Raw genomic sequence first — 19,495 nt, 5'->3', positions numbered from 1 at the left:
GAGGCTCCTTTCGTCTCTGTCTTTGCATCCTGTCGGGGACCCAACGCAGCCGGGCGCTGCCTGTTCCGTCGCCGTCCCGCGGGCGGGAAGCCTGTTGACGGACGGGGCACGAGGCGGTTAATCTGTGAACAAGCGTTCATTAATGGGGGGAGGGGCGCGATGTTCACCGCCTCGATGCGTTTCGATCTGGGGGAGGACGTGAATGGGCTGCGCGATGCGGTGCATCGCTGGGCGCAGGAGCGTGTGAAACCGCTTGCGGCAGAGATCGACCGGAGCAACGAATTCCCCGCCGCGCTGTGGCGCGAGATGGGCGAGATGGGCCTGCTGGGCGTCACCGTGCCGGAGGAATACGGCGGGGCGGGGATGAGCTATCTCGCCCATACGGTCGCGGTGGAGGAGATCGCGCGGGCCTCGGCCAGCGTCTCGCTGTCCTATGGCGCGCATTCCAACCTCTGCGTGAACCAGATCAAGCTGAACGGCACCGAAGAACAAAAGCTCAAATACCTGCCGGGTCTCGTCTCGGGCGAACATGTGGGCGCGCTGGCCATGTCGGAGCCGGGTGCGGGATCGGACGTCGTCTCGATGAAGCTGCGGGCCGAGAAGAAGAACGACCGCTACATCCTGAACGGCAACAAGTACTGGATCACCAACGGCCCGGATGCGGACACGCTGGTGGTCTATGCCAAGACCGATCCGGAGGCGGGCTCCAAGGGGATCACGGCCTTCCTGATCGAGAAGGAGATGGCCGGCTTCTCCACCAGCCCGCATTTCGACAAGCTGGGGATGCGCGGCTCGAACACGGCGGAGCTGATCTTCGAGGATGTCGAGGTGCCCTTCGAGAACGTGCTCGGCGAGGAGGGCAAGGGCGTGCGTGTGCTCATGTCCGGGCTCGACTACGAGCGGGTCGTGCTCTCGGGCATCGGGACCGGGATCATGGCGGCCTGCCTCGACGAGGTCATGCCCTACATGGTCGAGCGCAAGCAGTTCGGCCAGTCGATCGGGCATTTCCAGCTGATGCAGGGCAAGATCGCCGACATGTACACGGCGATGAACTCGGCCCGGGCCTATGTCTACGAGGTGGCCAAGGCCTGTGACCGGGGTCAGGTGACCCGGCAGGATGCGGCGGCCTGCGTGCTCTATGCCAGCGAGGAGGCGATGAAGGTCGCCCACCAGGCGGTGCAGGCGATGGGCGGGGCGGGCTTCCTTGCGGACGCGCCGGTGGCGCGGATCTTCCGCGATGCCAAGCTGATGGAGATCGGTGCGGGCACATCGGAGATCCGGCGGATGCTGGTCGGCCGCGAGCTGATGAACAGCATGTGACGCACGGCCCGAAACGCAAGACGGGCGCCCCCTGCCAGAGCAGGAGACGCCCGTTGTCCCGCGAAACCGGGCGGTGGTGCAGCCGCCCGGCCCCGGGAAGGTCGAGAAACCGAGAGGAAGGATCAGAAGCGGTGTACGTAGCCCAGGCCCACCACGACCGGGTCGATGTCCGCGGTGCCGATCTTGGCGCCGTCGAGCTTGGCATCGGTGCTGATCTTCATGTAACGCACGTCAAAGCGGATCGCGCCGGCGTCCGAGACCATCCAGTCTGCGCCTGCGTTGAAGGCCACGCCCCAGCTGTCGTCGAGACGCAGTTTGCCGAGCGGGCTCTCCTCGTCGAAGAAGGTGGTGTAGTTCACGCCGATGCCGAGGAACGGCTTGAAGTTCGACGCGGTCGGGAAGTGGTAGTTCAGGGAGAGCGTCGGCGGCAGGTGCTTGGTCTTGCCGGCGTAGGTGCCGCCCAGCTTGATGTCATGACTGAAGGGCGTGGCGGCCAGCAGCTCGATGCCGACGTTGTCCATCACGAAGTATTCGCCAGTCAGCGACAGCTGGGTGTCGTCGTTGATCGTGGCCCGGGCGCCGGCGAGCGTGCCGTTGTTGTCTTTCGGGTTCACGTTGGCGATGCCGATACCCAGCGTGAAATCACCCTTCGACTGCGCGGCGGCAGGCGTCGCGAAAGCGGCTGCGGCAGCCGTCAGGGCGAGGGCGGAAATGAGCGTCTTCATGGGGAGTGTCCCTTTGGTCGATTTGATGGGGGCCTTATGCGCCTCTACGTGAGTCGCCTCCCTGATCCAGATCAAGTTCGCGACGAATTCGTGACGCGCTTACCCTTTGGGAATAAACGGAAAATATGTATCTCGGCTGCGCCTTTTGCGCGGGCCGGGCAGGAGGCAGGGGAGGAGGCGGCATGAAGCTTTCCAGCGCAGCACTGACCACAAGCGAGGCCTTCCGCGCCAACCGCGCGGGCCATCTGGAGGCGCTCGATCTTGTCCGTGCGGCGGCCGAGGCAGCGGCGGCCGGGGGCGGCGCGCGGGCCCGGGACCGTCACGTGAGCCGGGGCAAGATGCTGCCGCGCGACCGCGTGGCCAACCTGCTCGACCCCGGCACGCCGTTTCTGGAAATCGGCGCCACCGCCGGTTACGGGATGTACGGGGACGCCGACCCCTGCGGCGGGCTGATCGCGGGCGTCGGAAAGGTCATGGGGCAGGAGGTCATGGTGGTCTGCAACGACGCCACCGTGAAGGGCGGCACCTATTACCCGATCTCGGTCAAGAAGCACCTGCGCGCGCAGGAGATCGCCGAGGAGAACCATCTGCCCTGTCTCTACCTCGTGGACAGCGGGGGCGCGAACCTGCCCAAACAGGATGAGGTCTTCCCGGACCGCGACCATTTCGGGCGCATCTTCTACAATCAGGCGCGGATGAGTGCGAAGGGCATCGCGCAGATCGCCGTGGTGATGGGCTCCTGCACGGCGGGCGGGGCCTATGTGCCCGCCATGTCGGACGTGACGATCATCGTGCGGGAGCAGGGGACGATCTTCCTCGCCGGGCCGCCGCTGGTGAAGGCCGCGACCGGCGAGGTGGTGAGCGCCGAGGACCTCGGCGGCGGTGACGTGCACACGCGGCTGTCCGGCGTGGCGGATTACCTTGCCGAGGATGACGCCCATGCGCTTGCGCTCGCCCGCCGGGCCGTGGGGGCGCTGAACCGCGAGAAGCCCGCGACGGTGAAATGGGAGAGCGTGGAAGAGCCCGCCTATGACCCGGAGGAACTGTTGGGTGTCGTGCCCCCCGACCTGCGCACGCCCTATGACATCCGCGAGGTGATCGCCCGCACGGTCGACGGCTCGCGCTTTGACGAGTTCAAGCCGCGCTATGGCGAGACGCTGGTCACGGGCTTTGCCCATATCCGGGGCTGCCCGGTGGGGATCGTCGCCAACAACGGCGTGCTCTTTTCCGAGGCCGCGCAAAAGGGCGCGCATTTCGTCGAGCTCTGTTCGCAACGCAATGTCCCGCTGGTCTTCCTGCAGAACATCACCGGCTTCATGGTGGGCCGCAAGTACGAGAACGAGGGCATCGCCCGGCATGGTGCCAAGATGGTGACGGCGGTGGCCACGACCTCGGTTCCCAAGATCACCATGGTGGTGGGAGGTTCCTTCGGGGCGGGAAATTATGGCATGGCCGGAAGGGCTTATCAGCCGCGCTTCATGTGGTCCTGGCCGATCAGCCGGATCTCCGTCATGGGCGGGCCGCAGGCGGCGGGCGTGCTGGCGACGGTGAAGCGCGATGCCATCGAACGCGCGGGCGGGACGTGGAGCGCCGAGGAGGAGGCCGCCTTCAAGCAGCCCACCATCGACATGTTCGAGGAACAGTCGCACCCGCTCTATGCCTCGGCCCGGCTCTGGGATGACGGCATCGTGGACCCCCGCAAGACCCGCGACGTGCTGGCGCTGAGCCTCTCGGCCGCGCTGAACGCCCCGATCGAGGAGACACGCTTCGGCGTGTTCCGGATGTGAGCGGGGCGTCGGAGCGCTGGCCGGGGGCGCAGACCTACCGGCCCGGTGACAGCGCGGCGCTGAATGCGGAGATCCTCGGCTTGATGCGCTCGGGGCGCAAGACGGCCAGTTGCGAGGCGGTCGCCTATTTTGCCGAGACCGGCGAGGCGCTGCCCGAAGTGGGGCGGGTCGATCTTGCGCTCGACTGGGCCGGGAGACCGGCGTTGGCGCTGAGGACCTTGGAGCTTGTGTGGCTGCGCTTTGACGAGATGACCGAAGCGCGGGTGGCGGAGCAGGGAGAGTTTCGCGACCTCGCGCATTGGCGGCAGGGGTACGAAGCGTATCTGACACGGGCGGGGCGATATTCGCCTGATGCGCCTATGCTGATGGAACGGTTCGAGCTTGTCGAGGACCTGGCGGGGCGGTGAGGCTGTTGGGGCGCTGCCCCCGCCTTCGGCACCCCCCCGGGGGTAGTTGGCCCGAGGTAAATGGAAAGAGAAGAAGGGAGGGCGCCGTGCCATGTTTCATACGTTGCTGATCGCCAACCGGGGCGAGATCGCCTGCCGGGTCATCGAGACCGCCCGCGCCATGGGGCTGCGCTGCGTCGCGGTCTATTCCGACGCCGACGCCGGGGCACGCCATGTGCAGATGGCCGATGCCGCAGTGCATATCGGCGGGGCTGCCCCGGCGGAGAGCTACCTGCGCGGGGAGGCGATCATCGCCGCGGCGCAGGCCACCGGCGCGCAGGCTGTGCATCCGGGCTATGGCTTCCTCTCCGAGAACCCCGATTTCGTCGCGGCCGTGGAGGCGGCGGGGCTGACCTTCATCGGTCCTTCGGCCAGGGCGATCCGCGCCATGGGGCTGAAGGACGCCGCCAAGGCGCTGATGGAGGAGGCGGGCGTGCCCGTCGTGCCCGGCTACCACGGCGCGGACCAGTCCGGGGATACCCTCAGCCGCGCGGCGGAGGAGATCGGCTACCCGGTGCTGATCAAGGCCGTCGCGGGCGGTGGCGGCAAGGGGATGCGTCTGGTGGAGCGCGCCGCCGATTTCGCCGAGGCGCTGGAGAGTGCCCGCAGCGAGGCCCGCACCGCCTTCGGCAACCCCGATGTGCTGGTTGAGAAATACATCCAGAAGCCGCGCCATATAGAAGTGCAGGTCTTCGGCGATGGCACGCGCGCCGTACATCTCTTCGAGCGGGACTGCTCGCTCCAGCGCCGCCACCAGAAGGTGATCGAGGAGGCCCCCGCGCCGGGCATGACGCAGGAGATGCGCGCCGCCATGGGCGCGGCCGCCGTCCGTGCGGCAGAGGCCATAGGATATAGTGGCGCGGGCACGGTGGAGTTCATCGTGGACGGCAGCGATGGGCTGCGCCCCGACGGCTTCTGGTTCATGGAGATGAACACCCGCCTGCAGGTGGAACATCCGGTGACCGAGGCGATCACCGGTGTCGATCTGGTGGAGTGGCAGATCCGCGTGGCCTCCGGCGAACCGCTGCCCGTGGCGCAGGAGGCGCTGACGATCACCGGCCACGCCTTCGAGGCGCGGCTCTATGCCGAGGACGTGCCCGCGGGCTTCCTGCCCGCCACCGGGACGCTGGCGCATCTGGCGTTCCCGGCAGGCTGCCGCGCCGATACCGGCGTGCGCAGCGGCGACACGATCAGCCCGTTCTACGATCCGATGATCGCCAAGGTCATCACCCACGGCCCCACGCGGGAGATCGCGCTGTCGCGCCTGCGCGCCGCGCTGAAGGGCTGCGAGGTGGCGGGGACGGTGACCAACCTTGCCTTCCTCGGGGCGCTTGCGGCGCACGAGGGCTTTGCGCGGGGCGAGGTCGACACGGGGCTGATCGCGCGGGACCTCGACCGGTTGACCGTGGTGCCCGAGGTGACGGCGGCGGACCTTGCGCAGGCGGCGCTTGTCGCCACGGGGCTCGATGGCGCTTCGGGGCCGCTTGCAGGCTTCACCCTCTGGCAGCCGCTTGCGCGGCAGGTGGGGCTCACGGCCCATGGCGAGGATCACGTGGTGACGCTGCGGGTCAGCGGGCCGGATCACATCCGTGCCGATGTCGCGGGGGAGGAGGTGACGTGCACGCGTCACGGCACCCTCTGGCGCATCGGCGGGCAGCCAGCGGTCGCGGCGCATCGGGATGGCGCGCGCATCACGCTCTTCCGCGCCCATGGGCTGAGCCTCTCCATCGTCGATCCGCTGGCCCGCGCGGCGGCCGCCGGGGCGGGCGCCGACGTGATCGAGGCGCCGATGCCGGGGCTGGTGAAGGCGGTCTTTGCCGAGGCCGGCGAGACCGTTACCGAGGGACAGCGCCTTGCCGTGCTGGAGGCGATGAAGATGGAACACGCCCTGCTGGCGCCGCGCGACGGGGTGCTGGCCGAGGTCATGGTCAGCGCAGGCACGCAGGTCGAGGCCGGGGCCGCGCTGATCCGGCTGGAGGCGGTGGAGGAGGAGGCCGCTGCCTGAGACGGCCGCCGCATGGGCGGCCGCGAGGGGCGCAGGGTGCGGCGCGGGCCTCAGCCGGTCCGCGGCACTGGACCCGCAGGGCGCTTGCGCCAGATGGAGGAGCGAGGAAACATGGACAGCGTGACACCGGCCCCCGACGGGCGGCCTGCCGCTGCACCGGGCCCGGCCCGGGGAAAGGACGCAATGATCACCCTGCATCACGTACCGCAGAGCCGCTCCATGCGGGTGCTCTGGCTGCTCAATGAACTGGGCGTGCCCTATCAGTTGGTGGTGCACCCCTTCGACAAGACGCTGCGCAATCCCGAATACCTGACGATCTCGCCTGCCGGACGGGTGCCGGGGTTGGAGATCGACGGCGAGACCATGTTCGAGAGCGGGGCGATGCTGGAATACCTCTGCGAACGCTTCCCCGAGGTCGGGCTGGGGCGGCTGCCCGGTGCGCTCGACCGGGTCGACTGGCTGCAATGGGTGCATTTCGCCGAGACCGTCAGCCAGCATTGCGCGGCGCTGACCCAGCAGCACGTGGCACTCTACGAGGACCACATGCGCTCTCCCATCGTGATGAAGCTGGAGGCCGCGCGGCTGAAGAAATGCTATGCCGCCATCGAGGCCCGGCTCTCGACCCCGGTGGAGAACCGCGATCACCTGCTGACCAGCGGCTTCTCCGCCGCGGATATCGCCGTGGGGCAGGCGGTCTACATGGCGCGGCACTATGCAAAGCTGGACGACTTCCCCGAAACGGCGGCCTGGTACGCCCGCATCACCGAGCGGCCCGCCTTCCAGGCCTCGCTGCCCGAGCCGGGGCAGGGCCTCTTCGTCCGTGAGTTCTACCCGGTGCCGGAGGGCTGATGGACAGGATCGAGATCTTCGAGGTCGGCCCGCGCGACGGGCTGCAGAACGAAAAGCAGTACATCCCCGTGGCCGAGAAGGTCGCGCTGGTGAACTGCCTGTCCCGTGCCGGGTTCCGCCGGATCGAATGCGCCAGCTTCGTCAGCCCCAAGTGGGTGCCGCAGATGGCGGGCTCGGCCGAGGTGCTGGCAGGGATCGCACGGGCGCCGGGCGTGTCCTACGCGGCACTGACCCCCAACATGCGCGGCTTCGAGGAGGCGGTGGCCGCGGGGGCGGACGAGGTGGCGATCTTCGGCGCCGCCTCGGAGGGGTTCAGCCGGGCCAATATCAATGCCTCCATCGACGAGAGCCTCGCCCGGTTCGCCCCGGTGGCGGAGGCGGCGCAGGCCCGGGGCGTGCCGCTGCGGGGCTATATCTCCTGCGTGACCGATTGCCCCTACGACGGGCCGGTGGCCCCGGCCTCCGTCGCCCGTGTCGCGGCGGCGCTGCGGGACATGGGGTGCTACGAGATCAGCCTCGGCGACACCATCGGGCAGGGCACGCCGCAGACGATCCGCGCCATGCTGGAGGCGGTGCTGGCAGAGGTTCCGGCGGCGCGGCTGGCGGGGCATTACCACGATACGGCCGGCCGGGCGCTGGAGAACATAGAGGCCTCCATGGCGCTCGGGCTGGCGGTTTTCGACGCGGCGGTCGGGGGGCTGGGGGGCTGCCCCTATGCACCGGGGGCCGCGGGCAACGTGGCGACGGAGGCCGTTGCGGCGCGGATGGCGGAACTGGGGGGGGACACCGGGCTCGACCGCGGGGTGCTGGACGAGGCGGCGGCCATGGCGCGGGCCCTGCGCAGCGGATAGCCCGTTTTCTTCGAAGAAAACGGACCGGAATTTTTGAAAATTCCGGGCAGCACGGAGGGGCGATGCGCAGGTTGTGCGAGGGCCCCGGATCGGGAAGGGTTTCGCGTGTCGGCCGCGGCTGGCGCGAAAATTCTTCGAAGAATTTTCCCAAGAATTTTCTAAAATTCTTGGGTGCAGGACGGTGTGGGCACCGGGGAGGTGAGCATGGAGACGATCTCGATCGAGCACGATGGGCGCGGCGTCGCCTGGCTCTGGCTGGACCGGGCGGAGAAGCACAATGCGCTATCGGCCCAGATGATCGCGGAGCTGCACGAGGCGGCCCGCATCCTCGGCGCGGACCGCTCGGTGCGCGTGGTGGTTCTGGCGGCCCGGGGGCGCAGCTTCTGCGCGGGGGGCGACCTCGGCTGGATGCGCGACCAGTTCAACGCGGCCCCGGCCACCCGGGCGCGGGAGGCCGGGGCGCTGGCGCGGATGCTGCAGGCGCTCAACACCCTGCCCAAGCCGTTGATCGGACGGGTGCAGGGCAATTGCTTTGGCGGCGGGATCGGCATGGTCTCGGTCTGCGACGTGGCCGTGGCGGTGCCCGACGTGACCATGGCCCTGACCGAAACGCGTCTCGGCCTGATCCCGGCCACCATCGGCCCCTATGTCGCGGCCCGCATAGGCGAGGGCAACGCGCGCCGGGTCTTCATGTCGGGCCGCCGCTTCGATGCGGCCGAGGCGGAGCGGCTGGGGCTGCTGGCGAAGGTGGTGAAGGACGACATGCTGGACCCCGCCATCGAGGAGGAGATCGCGCCCTACCTCGATTGCGCCCCGCAGGCGGTGGCCCGCGCCAAGGCGCTGCTGCGCCGCCTCGGGCCGTCGATCTCGGAGGAGGACATCGCCCATTCGGTGGCCGAACTGGTGGCCTGCTGGGAGGGGACGGAGGCGCCCGAGGGCATCGCCGCCTTCTTCGACAAGCGCAAACCGGGCTGGCAGGGTGGCGGCGACGGCTGAGCCCGGATCGGGGCTGCGTGGAGCGACCGGCCCGGCGCTGAAGGGGGCCTGAACGGGGGTGAACCGGGGCGGGGAAGCGGCTCCGCCCGCCCGTTGCGCCGGGGGCGCTGTTGTCGGTTCAGGCCCTGTGTCGGGCCTGAACGCCCGCCGTCCGGGCCCCGGCCTGCCGGCTTCCCTCACAACTGCGAGACGTCGCCTGCGCTGCGCGCGGCGATCGTGGTGGCGCGACGCGCCGAACACCCGCTGTCCGTTTTCGCGCCGGTCGACCAGATCAAGCTTCCCGTATTTCTGCGCTGCGGCGAGGTGCGGCGCGCTGAAATCCGGGGTCGGGCGAGGCGCCACGTCACCGCACAACCGGAGTGCCTGTCCACTTCGGCAGCGCTTCGATTCGTCGCACGGGTTTCGCGCCATGCGTTCAGGAAACCCTGATTAACGCCGCGTTAAAGGCTCTGCGCTTATCGCTGATGCGGCTTGCAAATTCGCCCCGACGGGGGGCGGGGAACCCCTGTCTTTGCGTACTAAAGAATACCGTTGCGTGCTGCGTGACGTTTCCGCCTTTCTGCGCTGCGGAATCTGCGCCCGTCAGGTTGACGCTGAGGGGGGGCGAGAGTAAACCCGGACCCAGCCAGTGCCGGTCTCGTCCGGCAGCGCACCGCGCATGAAAGGAGCCACCTGTGGAAGAGATGTTGCGGGAATATCTTCCCATTCTCGTCTTTCTGGCCGTCGCGATCGGGCTGGGGCTTGTTCTGATCCTCGCCGCCTTGATCGTTGCCGTCCGCAACCCCGACCCCGAAAAGGTCAGCGCCTACGAATGCGGCTTCAACGCCTTCGACGATGCGCGGATGAAATTCGATGTCCGGTTCTACCTCGTGTCGATCCTGTTCATCATCTTCGACCTCGAGATCGCCTTCCTGTTCCCCTGGGCCGTGTCCTTCGGTGAAATCTCGATGGCGGCGTTCTGGTCGATGATGGTCTTCCTTGCCGTGCTGACCATCGGCTTTGCCTACGAATGGAAGAAGGGGGCTCTGGAATGGGAGTGATGACCGGAGCCAACACCGCCGGCGGCGACCGCGAGGTCGCTACGCAGGCGCTCAACCGCGAGCTGCAGGACAAGGGCTTCCTGCTGACCTCGACCGAGGATCTGATCAACTGGGCGCGCACCGGCTCGCTGCACTGGATGACCTTCGGTCTGGCCTGCTGCGCCGTCGAGATGATGCACACCTCGATGCCGCGCTACGACGCCGAACGCTTCGGCGTCGCGCCCCGGGCCTCCCCGCGCCAGTCCGACGTAATGATCGTCGCCGGCACGCTGACCAACAAGATGGCCCCCGCGCTGCGCAAGGTCTACGACCAGATGCCCGAGCCGCGTTACGTGATCTCGATGGGCTCCTGCGCGAACGGCGGCGGCTACTACCACTACAGCTATTCCGTCGTGCGCGGCTGTGACCGGGTCGTGCCCGTGGACATCTATGTCCCCGGCTGCCCCCCGACCGCCGAGGCGCTGCTCTACGGCATCCTGCAACTGGCGCGGAAAATTCGCCGCACCGGCACGATCACGAGGTAAGGCATGAGCGACGCACAGACCGCAGCCCTCTCCGAACTCGGCACGCTGATCGAGGCCAAGCGCCCCGATTGCGTCCTGTCGTGGGATGTCTCCTACGGCGAGCTGAACGTCGACGTGGCCCCGGCGAACATCGCCGGGCTCGTGGAGTTCCTGCGCACCGACAGCAACTGCAAGTTTTCCTCGCTGGTGGACGTGACCGCCGTGGACCACCCCGACCGCGCCAAGCGGTTCGACGTGGTGTACCACTTCCTGTCCATGTACCAGAACCAGCGCATCCGCCTGCGGGTCTCGATCCGCGAGGACGAGATGGTGCCCTCGATCACCGGCGTCCACCCCTCGGCCAACTGGTTCGAACGGGAGGTCTACGACATGTTCGGCATCCTCTTCACCGGTCACCCCGACCTGCGGCGCCTGCTGACCGACTACGGTTTCACGGGCCACCCGCTGCGCAAGGACTTCCCCACCACGGGCTACACCGAGGTGCGCTATGACGAGGTCCAGAAACGGGTGGTCTACGAGCCGGTGAAACTGGTGCAGGAATACCGGCAGTTCGATTTCATGTCCCCGTGGGAGGGTGCCGAATACATCCTGCCCGGCGACGACAAGGCGGAGGCGAAGTGATGGACGGCTCGAAAGGTTTCGAAGACGCCCTGACCGGCGAACAGAAGATCCGCAACTTCAACATCAACTTCGGCCCGCAGCACCCGGCAGCGCACGGTGTGCTGCGCCTCGTGCTGGAGCTGGACGGCGAGATCGTGGAACGCTGCGATCCGCATATCGGCCTGCTGCACCGTGGCACCGAGAAGCTGATGGAGAGCCGGACCTATCTCCAGAACCTGCCGTATTTCGACCGGCTGGACTACGTGGCGCCGATGAACCAGGAACATGCCTGGTGCCTGGCGATCGAGAAGCTGACCGGCACCGTCGTGCCGCGCCGCGCCTCGCTGATCCGCGTGCTCTACTCGGAAATCGGCCGGGTGCTGAACCACCTGCTGAACGTCACCACGCAGGCCATGGACGTGGGCGCTCTGACGCCGCCGCTCTGGGGCTTCGAGGAACGTGAAGACCTGATGATCTTCTACGAGCGGGCCTGTGGCGCGCGTCTGCACGCGGCCTACTTCCGCCCGGGCGGGGTGCACCAGGATATCAGCGACAAGCTGCTCGACGATATCGAGGAATGGGCGATCCGTTTCCCCAACAGGCTGGACGACATCGACGGGCTGCTGACGGAGAACCGGATCTTCAAGCAGCGCAACGTCGACATCGGTGTGATCACCGAGGAAGACATCCAGAACTGGGGCTATTCGGGCGTGATGGTCCGGGGCTCGGGCCTGGCGTGGGACCTGCGGCGCGCGCAGCCCTATGAGTGCTACGACGAGTTCGACTTCCAGATCCCCGTCGGCAAGAACGGCGATTGCTACGACCGCTACCTTGTCCGCATGGCCGAGATGCGCGAGTCGACCAAGATCATCCGTCAGGCCATCGTGAAGCTGCGCGAAGCCACCGGCGACGTTCTGGCCCGCGGCAAGCTGACGCCGCCGAAACGCTCGGACATGAAGACCTCGATGGAGAGCCTGATCCACCACTTCAAGCTCTACACCGAAGGCTTCCACGTGCCGGCCGGCGAGGTCTATGCCGCCGTCGAGGCGCCCAAGGGCGAATTCGGCGTCTACCTGAAGTCGGACGGCAGCAACAAACCCTACCGCGCCAAGATCCGCGCGCCGGGGTACCTGCACCTGCAGTCGATGGACTATGTTTGCAAGGGCCACCAGCTGGCCGACGTGGCGGCGATCATCGGTACGCTCGATATCGTGTTCGGCGAGGTGGACCGCTGATGGGCCTGTTTTCCAAACGCGTGGCGGGGGGCCTGCTGGCCCTTCCGCTGGTCCTCGCCGCCTGCGAGACGATCCCCGAGGGTGTCACCCCCGAGGATGCGGAGAGCTACAAGGCTGCCGTCGCCTCGATCGGCTGCGAGATGAAGACGGAGCGGGATTACCTTCCCGTCGAGCTGCAGACCGGCATGACCCGCGAGCAGACCATTGCGATGGGGCAGTACCTGATGTCCCGTGACGAAGCCGTGCCCCTCGAGGGCGGCGGCGTGAAACTGACAACCGGAGCCTGTGCCTGATGCTGCGCCGTCTTCACCCCGAACAACCTGCCAGCTTCGCATACACGCCCGCCAACATGGCCTGGGCGGAGGCGCAGATCACCAAGTATCCCGAAGGTCGTCAGGCCTCGGCGATCATTCCGCTGCTGTGGCGGGCGCAGGAACAGGAAGGCTGGCTGACCAAGCCCGCCATCGAATATGTCGCGGACATGCTGGGCATGGCCTACATCCGCGCGCTCGAAGTGGCGACGTTCTACTTCATGTTCCAGCTGCAACCCGTTGGTTCCGTTGCGAACATCCAGATCTGCGGCACCACGACCTGCATGATCTGCGGCGCCGAGGACCTGATCGGCGTCTGCAAGGAAAAGATCGCCGAGAAGCCGCACACCCTGTCGGCCGACGGCAAGTTCAGCTGGGAAGAGGTCGAATGCCTCGGGGCCTGCGCCAACGCGCCCATGGCCCAGATCGGCAAGGACTACTACGAGGACCTCACCGCCAAGCGGCTGGGAGAGATCATCGACGAACTCGCCAAGGGCGAGGTGCCGGTGCCCGGTCCCCAGAACGGTCGCTACTCCTCCGAGCCCGAGAAGGGTCTCGTGGCGCTGACCGAATGGGAAAGTGGCCGCACCCAGTACAATGCCTCGGTCCAGCTGGCCGTGGACATCGGCGACACGGTCAAGCGCATCGACGGCACGGAAGTGCCGCTGACCGCGCCGTGGCAGGGCACCGATGCCCCCAAGTCGGGCAAGGCGAAGAAGGAGAAAGCCGAAGAGCCCCGTCCCGCAAAGGGCAAGCCCGCGGACGAGACCGGCGTGACCGAGCAGGAGGCCAAGGCCACCTCCGCGGCCAAGCCGGACGAGGTCGAGGCGCCGGTTCTGGCCGCCGAAGGCGAGGGCAAGAAGCCCGAGGTGATGGAGGCCGCCCGCGAGGGGGGCCCCGACGATCTGAAGATGATCAAGGGCGTCGGTCCGAAGCTCGAGGACCTGCTGCACGACCTCGGCGTGTTCCACTTCGACCAGATCGCGACCTGGGGTCCGGAAGAGGTGGCATGGGTCGACCAGAACCTCGTTGGCTTCAAGGGCCGGGTCAGCCGTGACAACTGGGTTGTCCAGGCCCGCCAGCTGGCCAAGGGCGAGATGACGGACTTCGCGTCGCGCGTGAAAAAGGGCGGCGTCTACGACGAAGAGTAACGGCCGGGAAAGGGCCTGAGGTGTGACGGATCGGACCAAGCTCAACGAAGGTATCTGCCAGGCGGTCTTTGCGGCCCTGGGTGTGCTGGTTGCGCTGATCTTCCTCGCCATCTTCGGCACCGGCTGGCTGGCCCTGATCGTGGCCATCGCGCTTGGCGCGCTGGTGGTCTGGGCCGGTCTCGAGACGGTCTGCTCCGGCGCACTCCGGGACCACGGTCCGGCGCGCGGGGCAGGGATGCCGGAGAGCCCGGCGCTGGCAGAGGCGCCCGCCGCCCAGCCGGCACCGGTGGCCCCCGCCGCAGGGGCCCGGGTGGCTCTGGCACAGGCTGCGACCGATGCGGTTGCGGAGAAGGCGGCTGACGGGCCCGTCGTGCTGTCGGCCCCGCGAGAGGGCGGAGCGGACGACCTGACGCGGATCAGGGGCGTGGGTCCGAAGCTGCAGGGGATGCTGAACGATCTGGGGATTTACCATTTCGATCAGATCGCCGGATGGAACGCGGCCGACGTGGCCTGGGCCGACGAGCACCTCGTCGGGTTCCGGGGCCGGGTCAGCCGGGACGACTGGATCACCCAGGCCGGGGAACTGGCCGCGGGGGAGACCGGGACAGAGACGTGACGTGCCGCTTGCGGCACTGTGGACTGAGGGATGATGGGAACGCAGGACGAGGCACAGGAAGCGGCACTGGCGCGCAAGGGGCGCGTGGTGTCCATCGTGATTGCGGTCACGATGCTTCTGTGGATCGCGGCGCAATGGCTGGGCCCGGCTCTGGGCCTGCCGGGGCGCTATGCCTTCCTGTTCGACTTTGCGGCGATCGCCGCGCTCATTTGGGCGATCGTGGTCGCCATGCAAATCTGGCGCGCGCGCCGCGACAACTAGGGGACGCTTGATGCTGAAGGATCAGGACCGGATTTTCACGAACCTCTACGGGATGCACGATCGCAGCCTGAAGGGCGCTCAGGCGCGTGGCCACTGGGACGGCACCGCCAAGATCCTTGGCAATGGCCGCGACTGGATCATCCAGCAGGTCAAGGACTCCGGCCTGCGCGGCCGCGGGGGCGCAGGCTTCCCGACCGGGCTGAAGTGGTCCTTCATGCCCAAGGAAAGCGACGGTCGCCCGGCCTACCTGGTGATCAACGCCGACGAATCCGAACCCGCGACCTGCAAGGACCGCGAGATCATGCGCCACGACCCGCACACGCTGGTCGAAGGTGCGCTGATCGCCGGTTTCGCGATGAACGCCGTTGCGGCCTACATCTATATCCGCGGCGAATACATCCGCGAGAAGGAGGCCCTGCAGGCCGCCATCGACGAGGCCTATGACGCGGGCTTCCTCGGCAAGGATGCCTGCAAGTCCGGCTACTCCTTCGACGTCTACCTGCACCACGGGGCAGGGGCCTACATCTGCGGCGAGGAAACCGCCCTGATCGAGAGCCTCGAAGGCAAGAAGGGCATGCCCCGGATGAAGCCGCCGTTCCCCGCCGGTGCCGGCCTCTATGGCTGCCCGACCACGGTGAACAACGTCGAATCCATCTCCGTCGTGCCGACCATCCTGCGCCGCGGCCCGGAATGGTTCAGCTCCTTCGGACGTCCGAACAACGCCGGCACCAAGCTGATGGCGCTGACCGGCCACGTGAACACGCCCTGCGTCTTCGAGGAGGAGATGTCGCTCTCCGTCCGCGAGATCATCGAGAAGCACGGCGGCGGCATCCGCGGCGGCTGGGACAACCTCAAGGCCATCATCCCCGGTGGGGCCTCCTGCCCGGTGCTGCCCAAGGAGAAGCTGGAAGACGCGATCTTCGACTTCGACTGGATGCGGCAGAACCAGTCCTCCTTCGGGACCGGCTGCATGATCGTCATGGACAACTCGGTCGACGTGGTGAAGGCCGTCTGGCGCCTGTCGAAGTTCTTCAAGCACGAGAGCTGCGGCCAGTGCACGCCCTGCCGGGAAGGCACCGGCTGGATGATGCGCGTCATGGACCGCCTGGTCACCGGCGAGGCGGAGGTCGAGGAAATCGACATGCTGCTCTCGGTCACCAAGCAGGTCGAGGGCCACACCATCTGCGCCCTCGGCGACGCGGCCGCCTGGCCGATCCAGGGCCTGATCCGTCACTTCCGCGACGAGATCGAGGACCGGATCAAGGCCAAGCGCACCGGGCGTGGCGCCACCGTTATGGCGGCGGAATAAGGATGTCGCAACCGCTCGCCGATACCCATCTGCACGGCGGCCCCTCGGGGCCGGCGCTGCGCGTGGGCCGGGGCGAGGCCGTGCGGAAAGGTACCATGAAGTTCACCCTTGCCACCCTGATCGGCGTTGCGCTGCTGGCCCTGCTTGCAGGCTGCGGCAACCGTTCGTCCAAGTTCATGTCGAACAGCAACCGCACCTATTTCCAGGGCAATTTCTACCCGGCCAAGGTCACGCCCGCGGACGAAGACCCGGCGGTGTTCACCGCCGTGGTGTCGAAGGCGTCGCAGAACCTTGCCGGCGCGCGCGAAGCGGGCGAGTGGGAGGCCACCCGGTACTGCATCCGCCAGTTCGGCAATTCCGACAAGACCTGGCAGGCGGGCCCCGAGACGGCGCAGCTGCAGCCGGGCGATGACCTGATCCTCAGCGGGACCTGCGTCGGATGGCAATGAACATGGCATATCCGCACCGGGGGACGCTCGGCTGATGAGCGGGTTCCGTCGCATATCCCGGGCGAAAGCGCGCTGCTATTGGATAGCAGACGCCCACCGCCCCATCTGTTGCACGGATGGGGGCTGCCGTTTCGCGGCCCCGTCGTGCTGCATGAAGGGAGTTAAGACATGCGCCTGACCAACCTGATCCGCCCCGCCGTTCTGGGTCTTGCCGCGCTGACGGCCACAGCCGCCGCGGCAGATCTGCCGCCGCTGCGCACGGTCGAGAAGATCGACAAGAACATGCTCTGGGTCGGTATCGCGATCGAGATCAGCGACAATTGCCCGACCATCGACGCCCGCACGCTCAAGGGTCTCGCCTTCCTCTACGACCTGCGCTCGCAGGCCCGCGAGCTCGGCTACTCCGATGCCGAGATCAAGGCCTACATCAAGAGCGACGAGGAAGAGGACCGGATCCGCGCCCTCGGCGAAAACTACATGAAATCTCGTGGATTGGACCCCGCCGTCACGGCGGATCTGTGCACTCTGGGTGAGCAGGAAATCGCCCGGAACAGCCAGATCGGCGTCCTTCTGAAAGCAAAGTGAGCCACCATGTCTGACCTTCGCAAGATCATCATCGACGACCAGGAAATCGAGGTCGATCCGCGTCTGACGCTCATCCAGGCCTGCGAGCAGGCCGGGATCGAGGTGCCGCGTTTCTGCTACCACGAACGGCTGTCGATCGCGGGCAACTGCCGGATGTGCCTTGTGGAGGTCGTCGGCGGCCCGCCCAAGCCCGCCGCCTCCTGCGCGATGCAGGTGCGTGACCTGCGCCCCGGGCCGGAAGGCCAGCCGCCGGTGGTCAAGACCAACTCGCCCATGGTGAAGAAGGCCCGCGAGGGGGTGATGGAGTTCCTGCTCATCAACCACCCGCTCGACTGCCCGATCTGCGACCAGGGCGGCGAATGCGACCTGCAGGACCAGGCGATGGCCTATGGCGTGGACTTCTCGCGTTACCGCGAGCCCAAGCGCGCCTCCGATGACCTGAACCTCGGCCCGCTGGTCGAGACCCACATGACGCGCTGCATCTCCTGCACCCGCTGCGTGCGTTTCACGACCGAGGTCGCGGGCCTGCACACCATGGGCCAGACCGGCCGTGGCGAGGATGCGGAGATCACCTCCTACCTGAACGAGACGCTGGATTCGAACCTGCAGGGCAACATCATCGACCTCTGCCCGGTGGGCGCGCTCGTGTCGAAGCCCTACGCCTTCACCGCCCGCCCCTGGGAACTGACCAAGACCGAGACGATCGACGTCATGGACGCGCTCGGCTCGAACATCCGGGTCGATACCAAGGGCCGCGAAGTCATGCGCATCCTGCCGCGCAACCATGACGGCGTGAACGAGGAGTGGATCTCGGACAAGACCCGCTTCGTCTGGGACGGCCTGCGCCGCCAGCGTCTGGATCGCCCCTATGTCCGCGTCGACGGCAAGCTGAAGCCCGCCACCTGGGGCGAGGCGCTCTCGGCCGCCGCCACCGCCATGAAGGGCAAGAAGGTCCTCGGCCTCGTCGGTGACCTTGCGCCGGTCGAAGCGGCCTTCGCGCTCAAGCAGCTCGTCGAGGGGCTCGGTGGGTCCGTCGAATGCCGCACCGATGGCGCCCGCCTGCCGGCGGGCAACCGCTCCGGCTATGTCGGCACCGCGAGCATCGAGGACATCGACAGCGCCGAGATGATCCAGCTGATCGGGACCAACCCGCGGGTCGAGGCCCCGGTGCTGAACGCCCGCATCCGCAAGGCCTGGCTGAACGGCGCCACCATCGGCCTCGTCGGCGAAGCCGCGGACCTGACCTACGATTATACCCACGTCGGCACCGACCGCGCCGCGCTGGAAAGCCTGTCTTCGAAAGAGATCGGCGAGACCAAGGACAAGAACTCCATCGTCATCGTGGGGCAGGGCGCCCTGCGCGAGGCCGATGGCCTCGCGGTGCTGGCCCATGCCATGAAGCTGGCGGAGAAGTCGAATTCCAAGCTGATGATCCTGCACACTGCGGCCAGCCGCGTAGGCGCGATGGACATCGGCGCCGTGACCGAAGGCGGGCTGACCGCCGCGCTGGACGGCGCAGAGGTGATCTACAACCTTGGCGCGGACGAGGTTGAGATCGGCGAAGGGGCGTTCGTGATCTACCAGGGCTCCCACGGGGACCGCGGCGCACACCGTGCCGACGTGATCCTGCCGGGGGCAGCCTACACGGAGGAGAACGGTCTCTTCGTCAACACCGAGGGCCGTCCGCAGCTGGCGCTGCGCGCCGGTTTCGCCCCCGGCGAGGCGAAGGAGAACTGGGCCATCCTGCGGGCGCTCTCTGCCGAGGCCGGGGCCAAGCTGCCCTTCGACAGCCTCGCGCAGCTGCGCCAGGCGCTGGTGGCCGAGGTGCCGCACCTCGCCGCGATCGACACCTTGCCGGAAAACGACTGGACCGCGGTCGAGATCGACAGCCTGGGCGATGCGACCTTCAAGAACGTGCTGGGGGACTTCTACCTGACGAACCCCATCGCGCGTGCCAGCCAGGTGATGGGCGAGCTTGCGGCGCAGGCCGCGGCGCGCGCCGCATCGCCGATGGCGGCGGAATAAGGGTGCTGCGCGCAGCCCTGATATCCACGGCAGCGCTGGCTGCCTGCACCGCGCCCGACACGGGCGCGGAGGTGGCGCGTGCCGCCACGCCGGCGGTCTCGGCCTCCTACGAGGGGATCGAGACCCGGCTTCTGGACGGGGACCTCGTCTCCTTCCACGTGAAAATGCGCGGCGCGCGCAGCGAGACCGACGTGTCGCGCTACGCCGAATGCGCGGCAGCGCAATACGCGCTGATCCGGGGCTACGGTTTCGCACGTCACGTGCGGACGAATGTGGCCGAAAACACTGGTCTCTGGCAGGCGGATGCGGTTTATACCATCTCGGCGAGCCTGCCCCGCGGCCTGAGTACAATCGACGCCGAAGTCGTCGCCGCCAGCTGCGCGGAAAACGGAATACCGATGGTGTGAGGA

General features: G+C 67.5%; 21 protein-coding genes. 20 read left to right on the top strand and 1 reads right to left on the bottom strand.

Annotated elements, in window-relative coordinates; translation table 11 throughout:
- The first annotated feature begins 159 nt into the window (after positions 1–159).
- The gene (locus tag ACX9MO_RS00510; protein ID WP_462213161.1) at positions 160–1,320 is read left to right on the top strand and encodes an isovaleryl-CoA dehydrogenase; all 1,161 of its coding nucleotides are present in this window, start codon (positions 160–162) and stop codon (positions 1,318–1,320) included.
- Positions 1,321–1,442: 122 nt separating this feature from the next.
- Here the strand turns inward: ACX9MO_RS00510 and ACX9MO_RS00505 are convergent, their stop codons facing one another.
- A complete protein-coding gene (locus ACX9MO_RS00505) occupies positions 1,443–2,045 on the bottom strand; it encodes an OmpW/AlkL family protein (RefSeq protein ID WP_222490359.1) in 603 nt (200 codons plus the stop codon).
- A 182-nt stretch (positions 2,046–2,227) separates the two neighbouring features.
- On the opposite strand from ACX9MO_RS00505, the gene ACX9MO_RS00500 reads away from it, so the two are divergent.
- From ACX9MO_RS00500 to ACX9MO_RS00410, 19 genes are all read left to right on the top strand, one after another.
- On the top strand, positions 2,228–3,832 hold the full coding sequence (locus tag ACX9MO_RS00500) for a carboxyl transferase domain-containing protein (RefSeq protein WP_462213160.1): 1,605 nt from the start codon (positions 2,228–2,230) through the stop codon (positions 3,830–3,832).
- Positions 3,829–4,239 carry an ASCH domain-containing protein gene (locus ACX9MO_RS00495; RefSeq protein WP_462213159.1) on the top strand — a complete coding sequence of 137 codons (411 nt, stop codon included), beginning with the start codon at positions 3,829–3,831 and terminating at the stop codon, positions 4,237–4,239. The genes ACX9MO_RS00500 and ACX9MO_RS00495 overlap by 4 nt, the downstream gene beginning before the upstream one ends.
- Before the next feature lie 91 nt (positions 4,240–4,330).
- Complete coding sequence (locus tag ACX9MO_RS00490) at positions 4,331–6,283, top strand: acetyl/propionyl/methylcrotonyl-CoA carboxylase subunit alpha (protein ID WP_462213158.1); 1,953 nt, start codon at positions 4,331–4,333, stop codon at positions 6,281–6,283.
- Between the two features lie 183 nt (positions 6,284–6,466).
- Positions 6,467–7,132, top strand: coding sequence for a glutathione S-transferase family protein (locus ACX9MO_RS00485; protein WP_222490356.1), 666 nt, complete (start codon positions 6,467–6,469; stop codon positions 7,130–7,132).
- Positions 7,132–7,983, top strand: a complete 852-nt coding sequence (locus ACX9MO_RS00480) for a hydroxymethylglutaryl-CoA lyase (protein WP_462213157.1) — start codon at positions 7,132–7,134, stop codon at positions 7,981–7,983. The genes ACX9MO_RS00485 and ACX9MO_RS00480 overlap by 1 nt, the downstream gene beginning before the upstream one ends.
- A gap of 204 nt (positions 7,984–8,187) precedes the next feature.
- Positions 8,188–8,979, top strand: coding sequence for a crotonase/enoyl-CoA hydratase family protein (locus ACX9MO_RS00475; protein WP_462213156.1), 792 nt, complete (start codon positions 8,188–8,190; stop codon positions 8,977–8,979).
- 674 nt (positions 8,980–9,653) lie between these two features.
- A complete protein-coding gene (locus tag ACX9MO_RS00470) occupies positions 9,654–10,019 on the top strand; it encodes an NADH-quinone oxidoreductase subunit A (protein WP_222490353.1) in 366 nt (121 codons plus the stop codon).
- Positions 10,019–10,543: a NuoB/complex I 20 kDa subunit family protein gene (locus tag ACX9MO_RS00465; protein ID WP_222490352.1), complete on the top strand. Its 525-nt coding sequence runs from the start codon at positions 10,019–10,021 to the stop codon at positions 10,541–10,543. Before ACX9MO_RS00470 ends, ACX9MO_RS00465 begins: the two co-directional genes overlap by 1 nt.
- Before the next feature lie 3 nt (positions 10,544–10,546).
- Positions 10,547–11,164, top strand: coding sequence for an NADH-quinone oxidoreductase subunit C (locus tag ACX9MO_RS00460; protein ID WP_222490351.1), 618 nt, complete (start codon positions 10,547–10,549; stop codon positions 11,162–11,164).
- The gene (locus ACX9MO_RS00455; RefSeq protein ID WP_462213155.1) at positions 11,164–12,378 is read left to right on the top strand and encodes an NADH-quinone oxidoreductase subunit D; all 1,215 of its coding nucleotides are present in this window, start codon (positions 11,164–11,166) and stop codon (positions 12,376–12,378) included. The genes ACX9MO_RS00460 and ACX9MO_RS00455 overlap by 1 nt, the downstream gene beginning before the upstream one ends.
- Positions 12,378–12,671 carry a hypothetical protein gene (locus tag ACX9MO_RS00450; RefSeq protein ID WP_462213154.1) on the top strand — a complete coding sequence of 98 codons (294 nt, stop codon included), beginning with the start codon at positions 12,378–12,380 and terminating at the stop codon, positions 12,669–12,671. The genes ACX9MO_RS00455 and ACX9MO_RS00450 overlap by 1 nt, the downstream gene beginning before the upstream one ends.
- Positions 12,671–13,840 (top strand): NADH-quinone oxidoreductase subunit E, encoded by a 1,170-nt coding sequence (locus tag ACX9MO_RS00445; RefSeq protein WP_462213153.1) that lies wholly within the window; start codon positions 12,671–12,673, stop codon positions 13,838–13,840. The genes ACX9MO_RS00450 and ACX9MO_RS00445 overlap by 1 nt, the downstream gene beginning before the upstream one ends.
- 22 nt (positions 13,841–13,862) lie before the next feature.
- Positions 13,863–14,456, top strand: coding sequence for an NADH:ubiquinone oxidoreductase (locus tag ACX9MO_RS00440; RefSeq protein WP_462213152.1), 594 nt, complete (start codon positions 13,863–13,865; stop codon positions 14,454–14,456).
- A gap of 30 nt (positions 14,457–14,486) precedes the next feature.
- A complete protein-coding gene (locus ACX9MO_RS00435) occupies positions 14,487–14,717 on the top strand; it encodes a DUF5337 domain-containing protein (protein WP_409996965.1) in 231 nt (76 codons plus the stop codon).
- A 10-nt stretch (positions 14,718–14,727) separates the two neighbouring features.
- Positions 14,728–16,026, top strand: coding sequence for an NADH-quinone oxidoreductase subunit NuoF (gene nuoF, locus ACX9MO_RS00430; RefSeq protein ID WP_462213151.1), 1,299 nt, complete (start codon positions 14,728–14,730; stop codon positions 16,024–16,026).
- A 2-nt stretch (positions 16,027–16,028) separates the two neighbouring features.
- Positions 16,029–16,475, top strand: coding sequence for a hypothetical protein (locus ACX9MO_RS00425; protein ID WP_462213150.1), 447 nt, complete (start codon positions 16,029–16,031; stop codon positions 16,473–16,475).
- 168 nt (positions 16,476–16,643) lie between these two features.
- Positions 16,644–17,060: a DUF5333 domain-containing protein gene (locus ACX9MO_RS00420; RefSeq protein ID WP_222490344.1), complete on the top strand. Its 417-nt coding sequence runs from the start codon at positions 16,644–16,646 to the stop codon at positions 17,058–17,060.
- 6 nt (positions 17,061–17,066) lie between these two features.
- Positions 17,067–19,085: an NADH-quinone oxidoreductase subunit NuoG gene (gene nuoG, locus ACX9MO_RS00415; RefSeq protein WP_462213149.1), complete on the top strand. Its 2,019-nt coding sequence runs from the start codon at positions 17,067–17,069 to the stop codon at positions 19,083–19,085.
- Between the two features lie 5 nt (positions 19,086–19,090).
- Complete coding sequence (locus ACX9MO_RS00410) at positions 19,091–19,492, top strand: hypothetical protein (protein ID WP_261397947.1); 402 nt, start codon at positions 19,091–19,093, stop codon at positions 19,490–19,492.
- The last annotated feature ends 3 nt before the right edge of the window (positions 19,493–19,495 follow it).

Source organism: Pseudooceanicola profundus (genome assembly GCF_054919315.1).
Note: the sequence above shows the minus strand (reverse complement) of the source record. Positions and strands in the feature narration are given on the sequence as shown.

What these genes read in the sequence shown, in the direction of transcription:
- ACX9MO_RS00510 (WP_462213161.1), top strand. Translation starts at nt 160, where the DNA reads ATGTTCACCGCCTCGATGCGTTTCGATCTGGGGGAGGACGTGAATGGG.
- ACX9MO_RS00505 (WP_222490359.1), bottom strand. Translation starts at nt 2,045, where the DNA reads ATGAAGACGCTCATTTCCGCCCTCGCCCTGACGGCTGCCGCAGCCGCT.
- ACX9MO_RS00500 (WP_462213160.1), top strand. Translation starts at nt 2,228, where the DNA reads ATGAAGCTTTCCAGCGCAGCACTGACCACAAGCGAGGCCTTCCGCGCC.
- ACX9MO_RS00490 (WP_462213158.1), top strand. Translation starts at nt 4,331, where the DNA reads ATGTTTCATACGTTGCTGATCGCCAACCGGGGCGAGATCGCCTGCCGG.
- ACX9MO_RS00485 (WP_222490356.1), top strand. Translation starts at nt 6,467, where the DNA reads ATGATCACCCTGCATCACGTACCGCAGAGCCGCTCCATGCGGGTGCTC.
- ACX9MO_RS00480 (WP_462213157.1), top strand. Translation starts at nt 7,132, where the DNA reads ATGGACAGGATCGAGATCTTCGAGGTCGGCCCGCGCGACGGGCTGCAG.
- ACX9MO_RS00475 (WP_462213156.1), top strand. Translation starts at nt 8,188, where the DNA reads ATGGAGACGATCTCGATCGAGCACGATGGGCGCGGCGTCGCCTGGCTC.
- ACX9MO_RS00465 (WP_222490352.1), top strand. Translation starts at nt 10,019, where the DNA reads ATGACCGGAGCCAACACCGCCGGCGGCGACCGCGAGGTCGCTACGCAG.
- ACX9MO_RS00460 (WP_222490351.1), top strand. Translation starts at nt 10,547, where the DNA reads ATGAGCGACGCACAGACCGCAGCCCTCTCCGAACTCGGCACGCTGATC.
- ACX9MO_RS00455 (WP_462213155.1), top strand. Translation starts at nt 11,164, where the DNA reads ATGGACGGCTCGAAAGGTTTCGAAGACGCCCTGACCGGCGAACAGAAG.
- ACX9MO_RS00450 (WP_462213154.1), top strand. Translation starts at nt 12,378, where the DNA reads ATGGGCCTGTTTTCCAAACGCGTGGCGGGGGGCCTGCTGGCCCTTCCG.
- ACX9MO_RS00445 (WP_462213153.1), top strand. Translation starts at nt 12,671, where the DNA reads ATGCTGCGCCGTCTTCACCCCGAACAACCTGCCAGCTTCGCATACACG.
- ACX9MO_RS00435 (WP_409996965.1), top strand. Translation starts at nt 14,487, where the DNA reads ATGATGGGAACGCAGGACGAGGCACAGGAAGCGGCACTGGCGCGCAAG.
- nuoF (WP_462213151.1), top strand. Translation starts at nt 14,728, where the DNA reads ATGCTGAAGGATCAGGACCGGATTTTCACGAACCTCTACGGGATGCAC.
- ACX9MO_RS00425 (WP_462213150.1), top strand. Translation starts at nt 16,029, where the DNA reads ATGTCGCAACCGCTCGCCGATACCCATCTGCACGGCGGCCCCTCGGGG.
- ACX9MO_RS00420 (WP_222490344.1), top strand. Translation starts at nt 16,644, where the DNA reads ATGCGCCTGACCAACCTGATCCGCCCCGCCGTTCTGGGTCTTGCCGCG.
- nuoG (WP_462213149.1), top strand. Translation starts at nt 17,067, where the DNA reads ATGTCTGACCTTCGCAAGATCATCATCGACGACCAGGAAATCGAGGTC.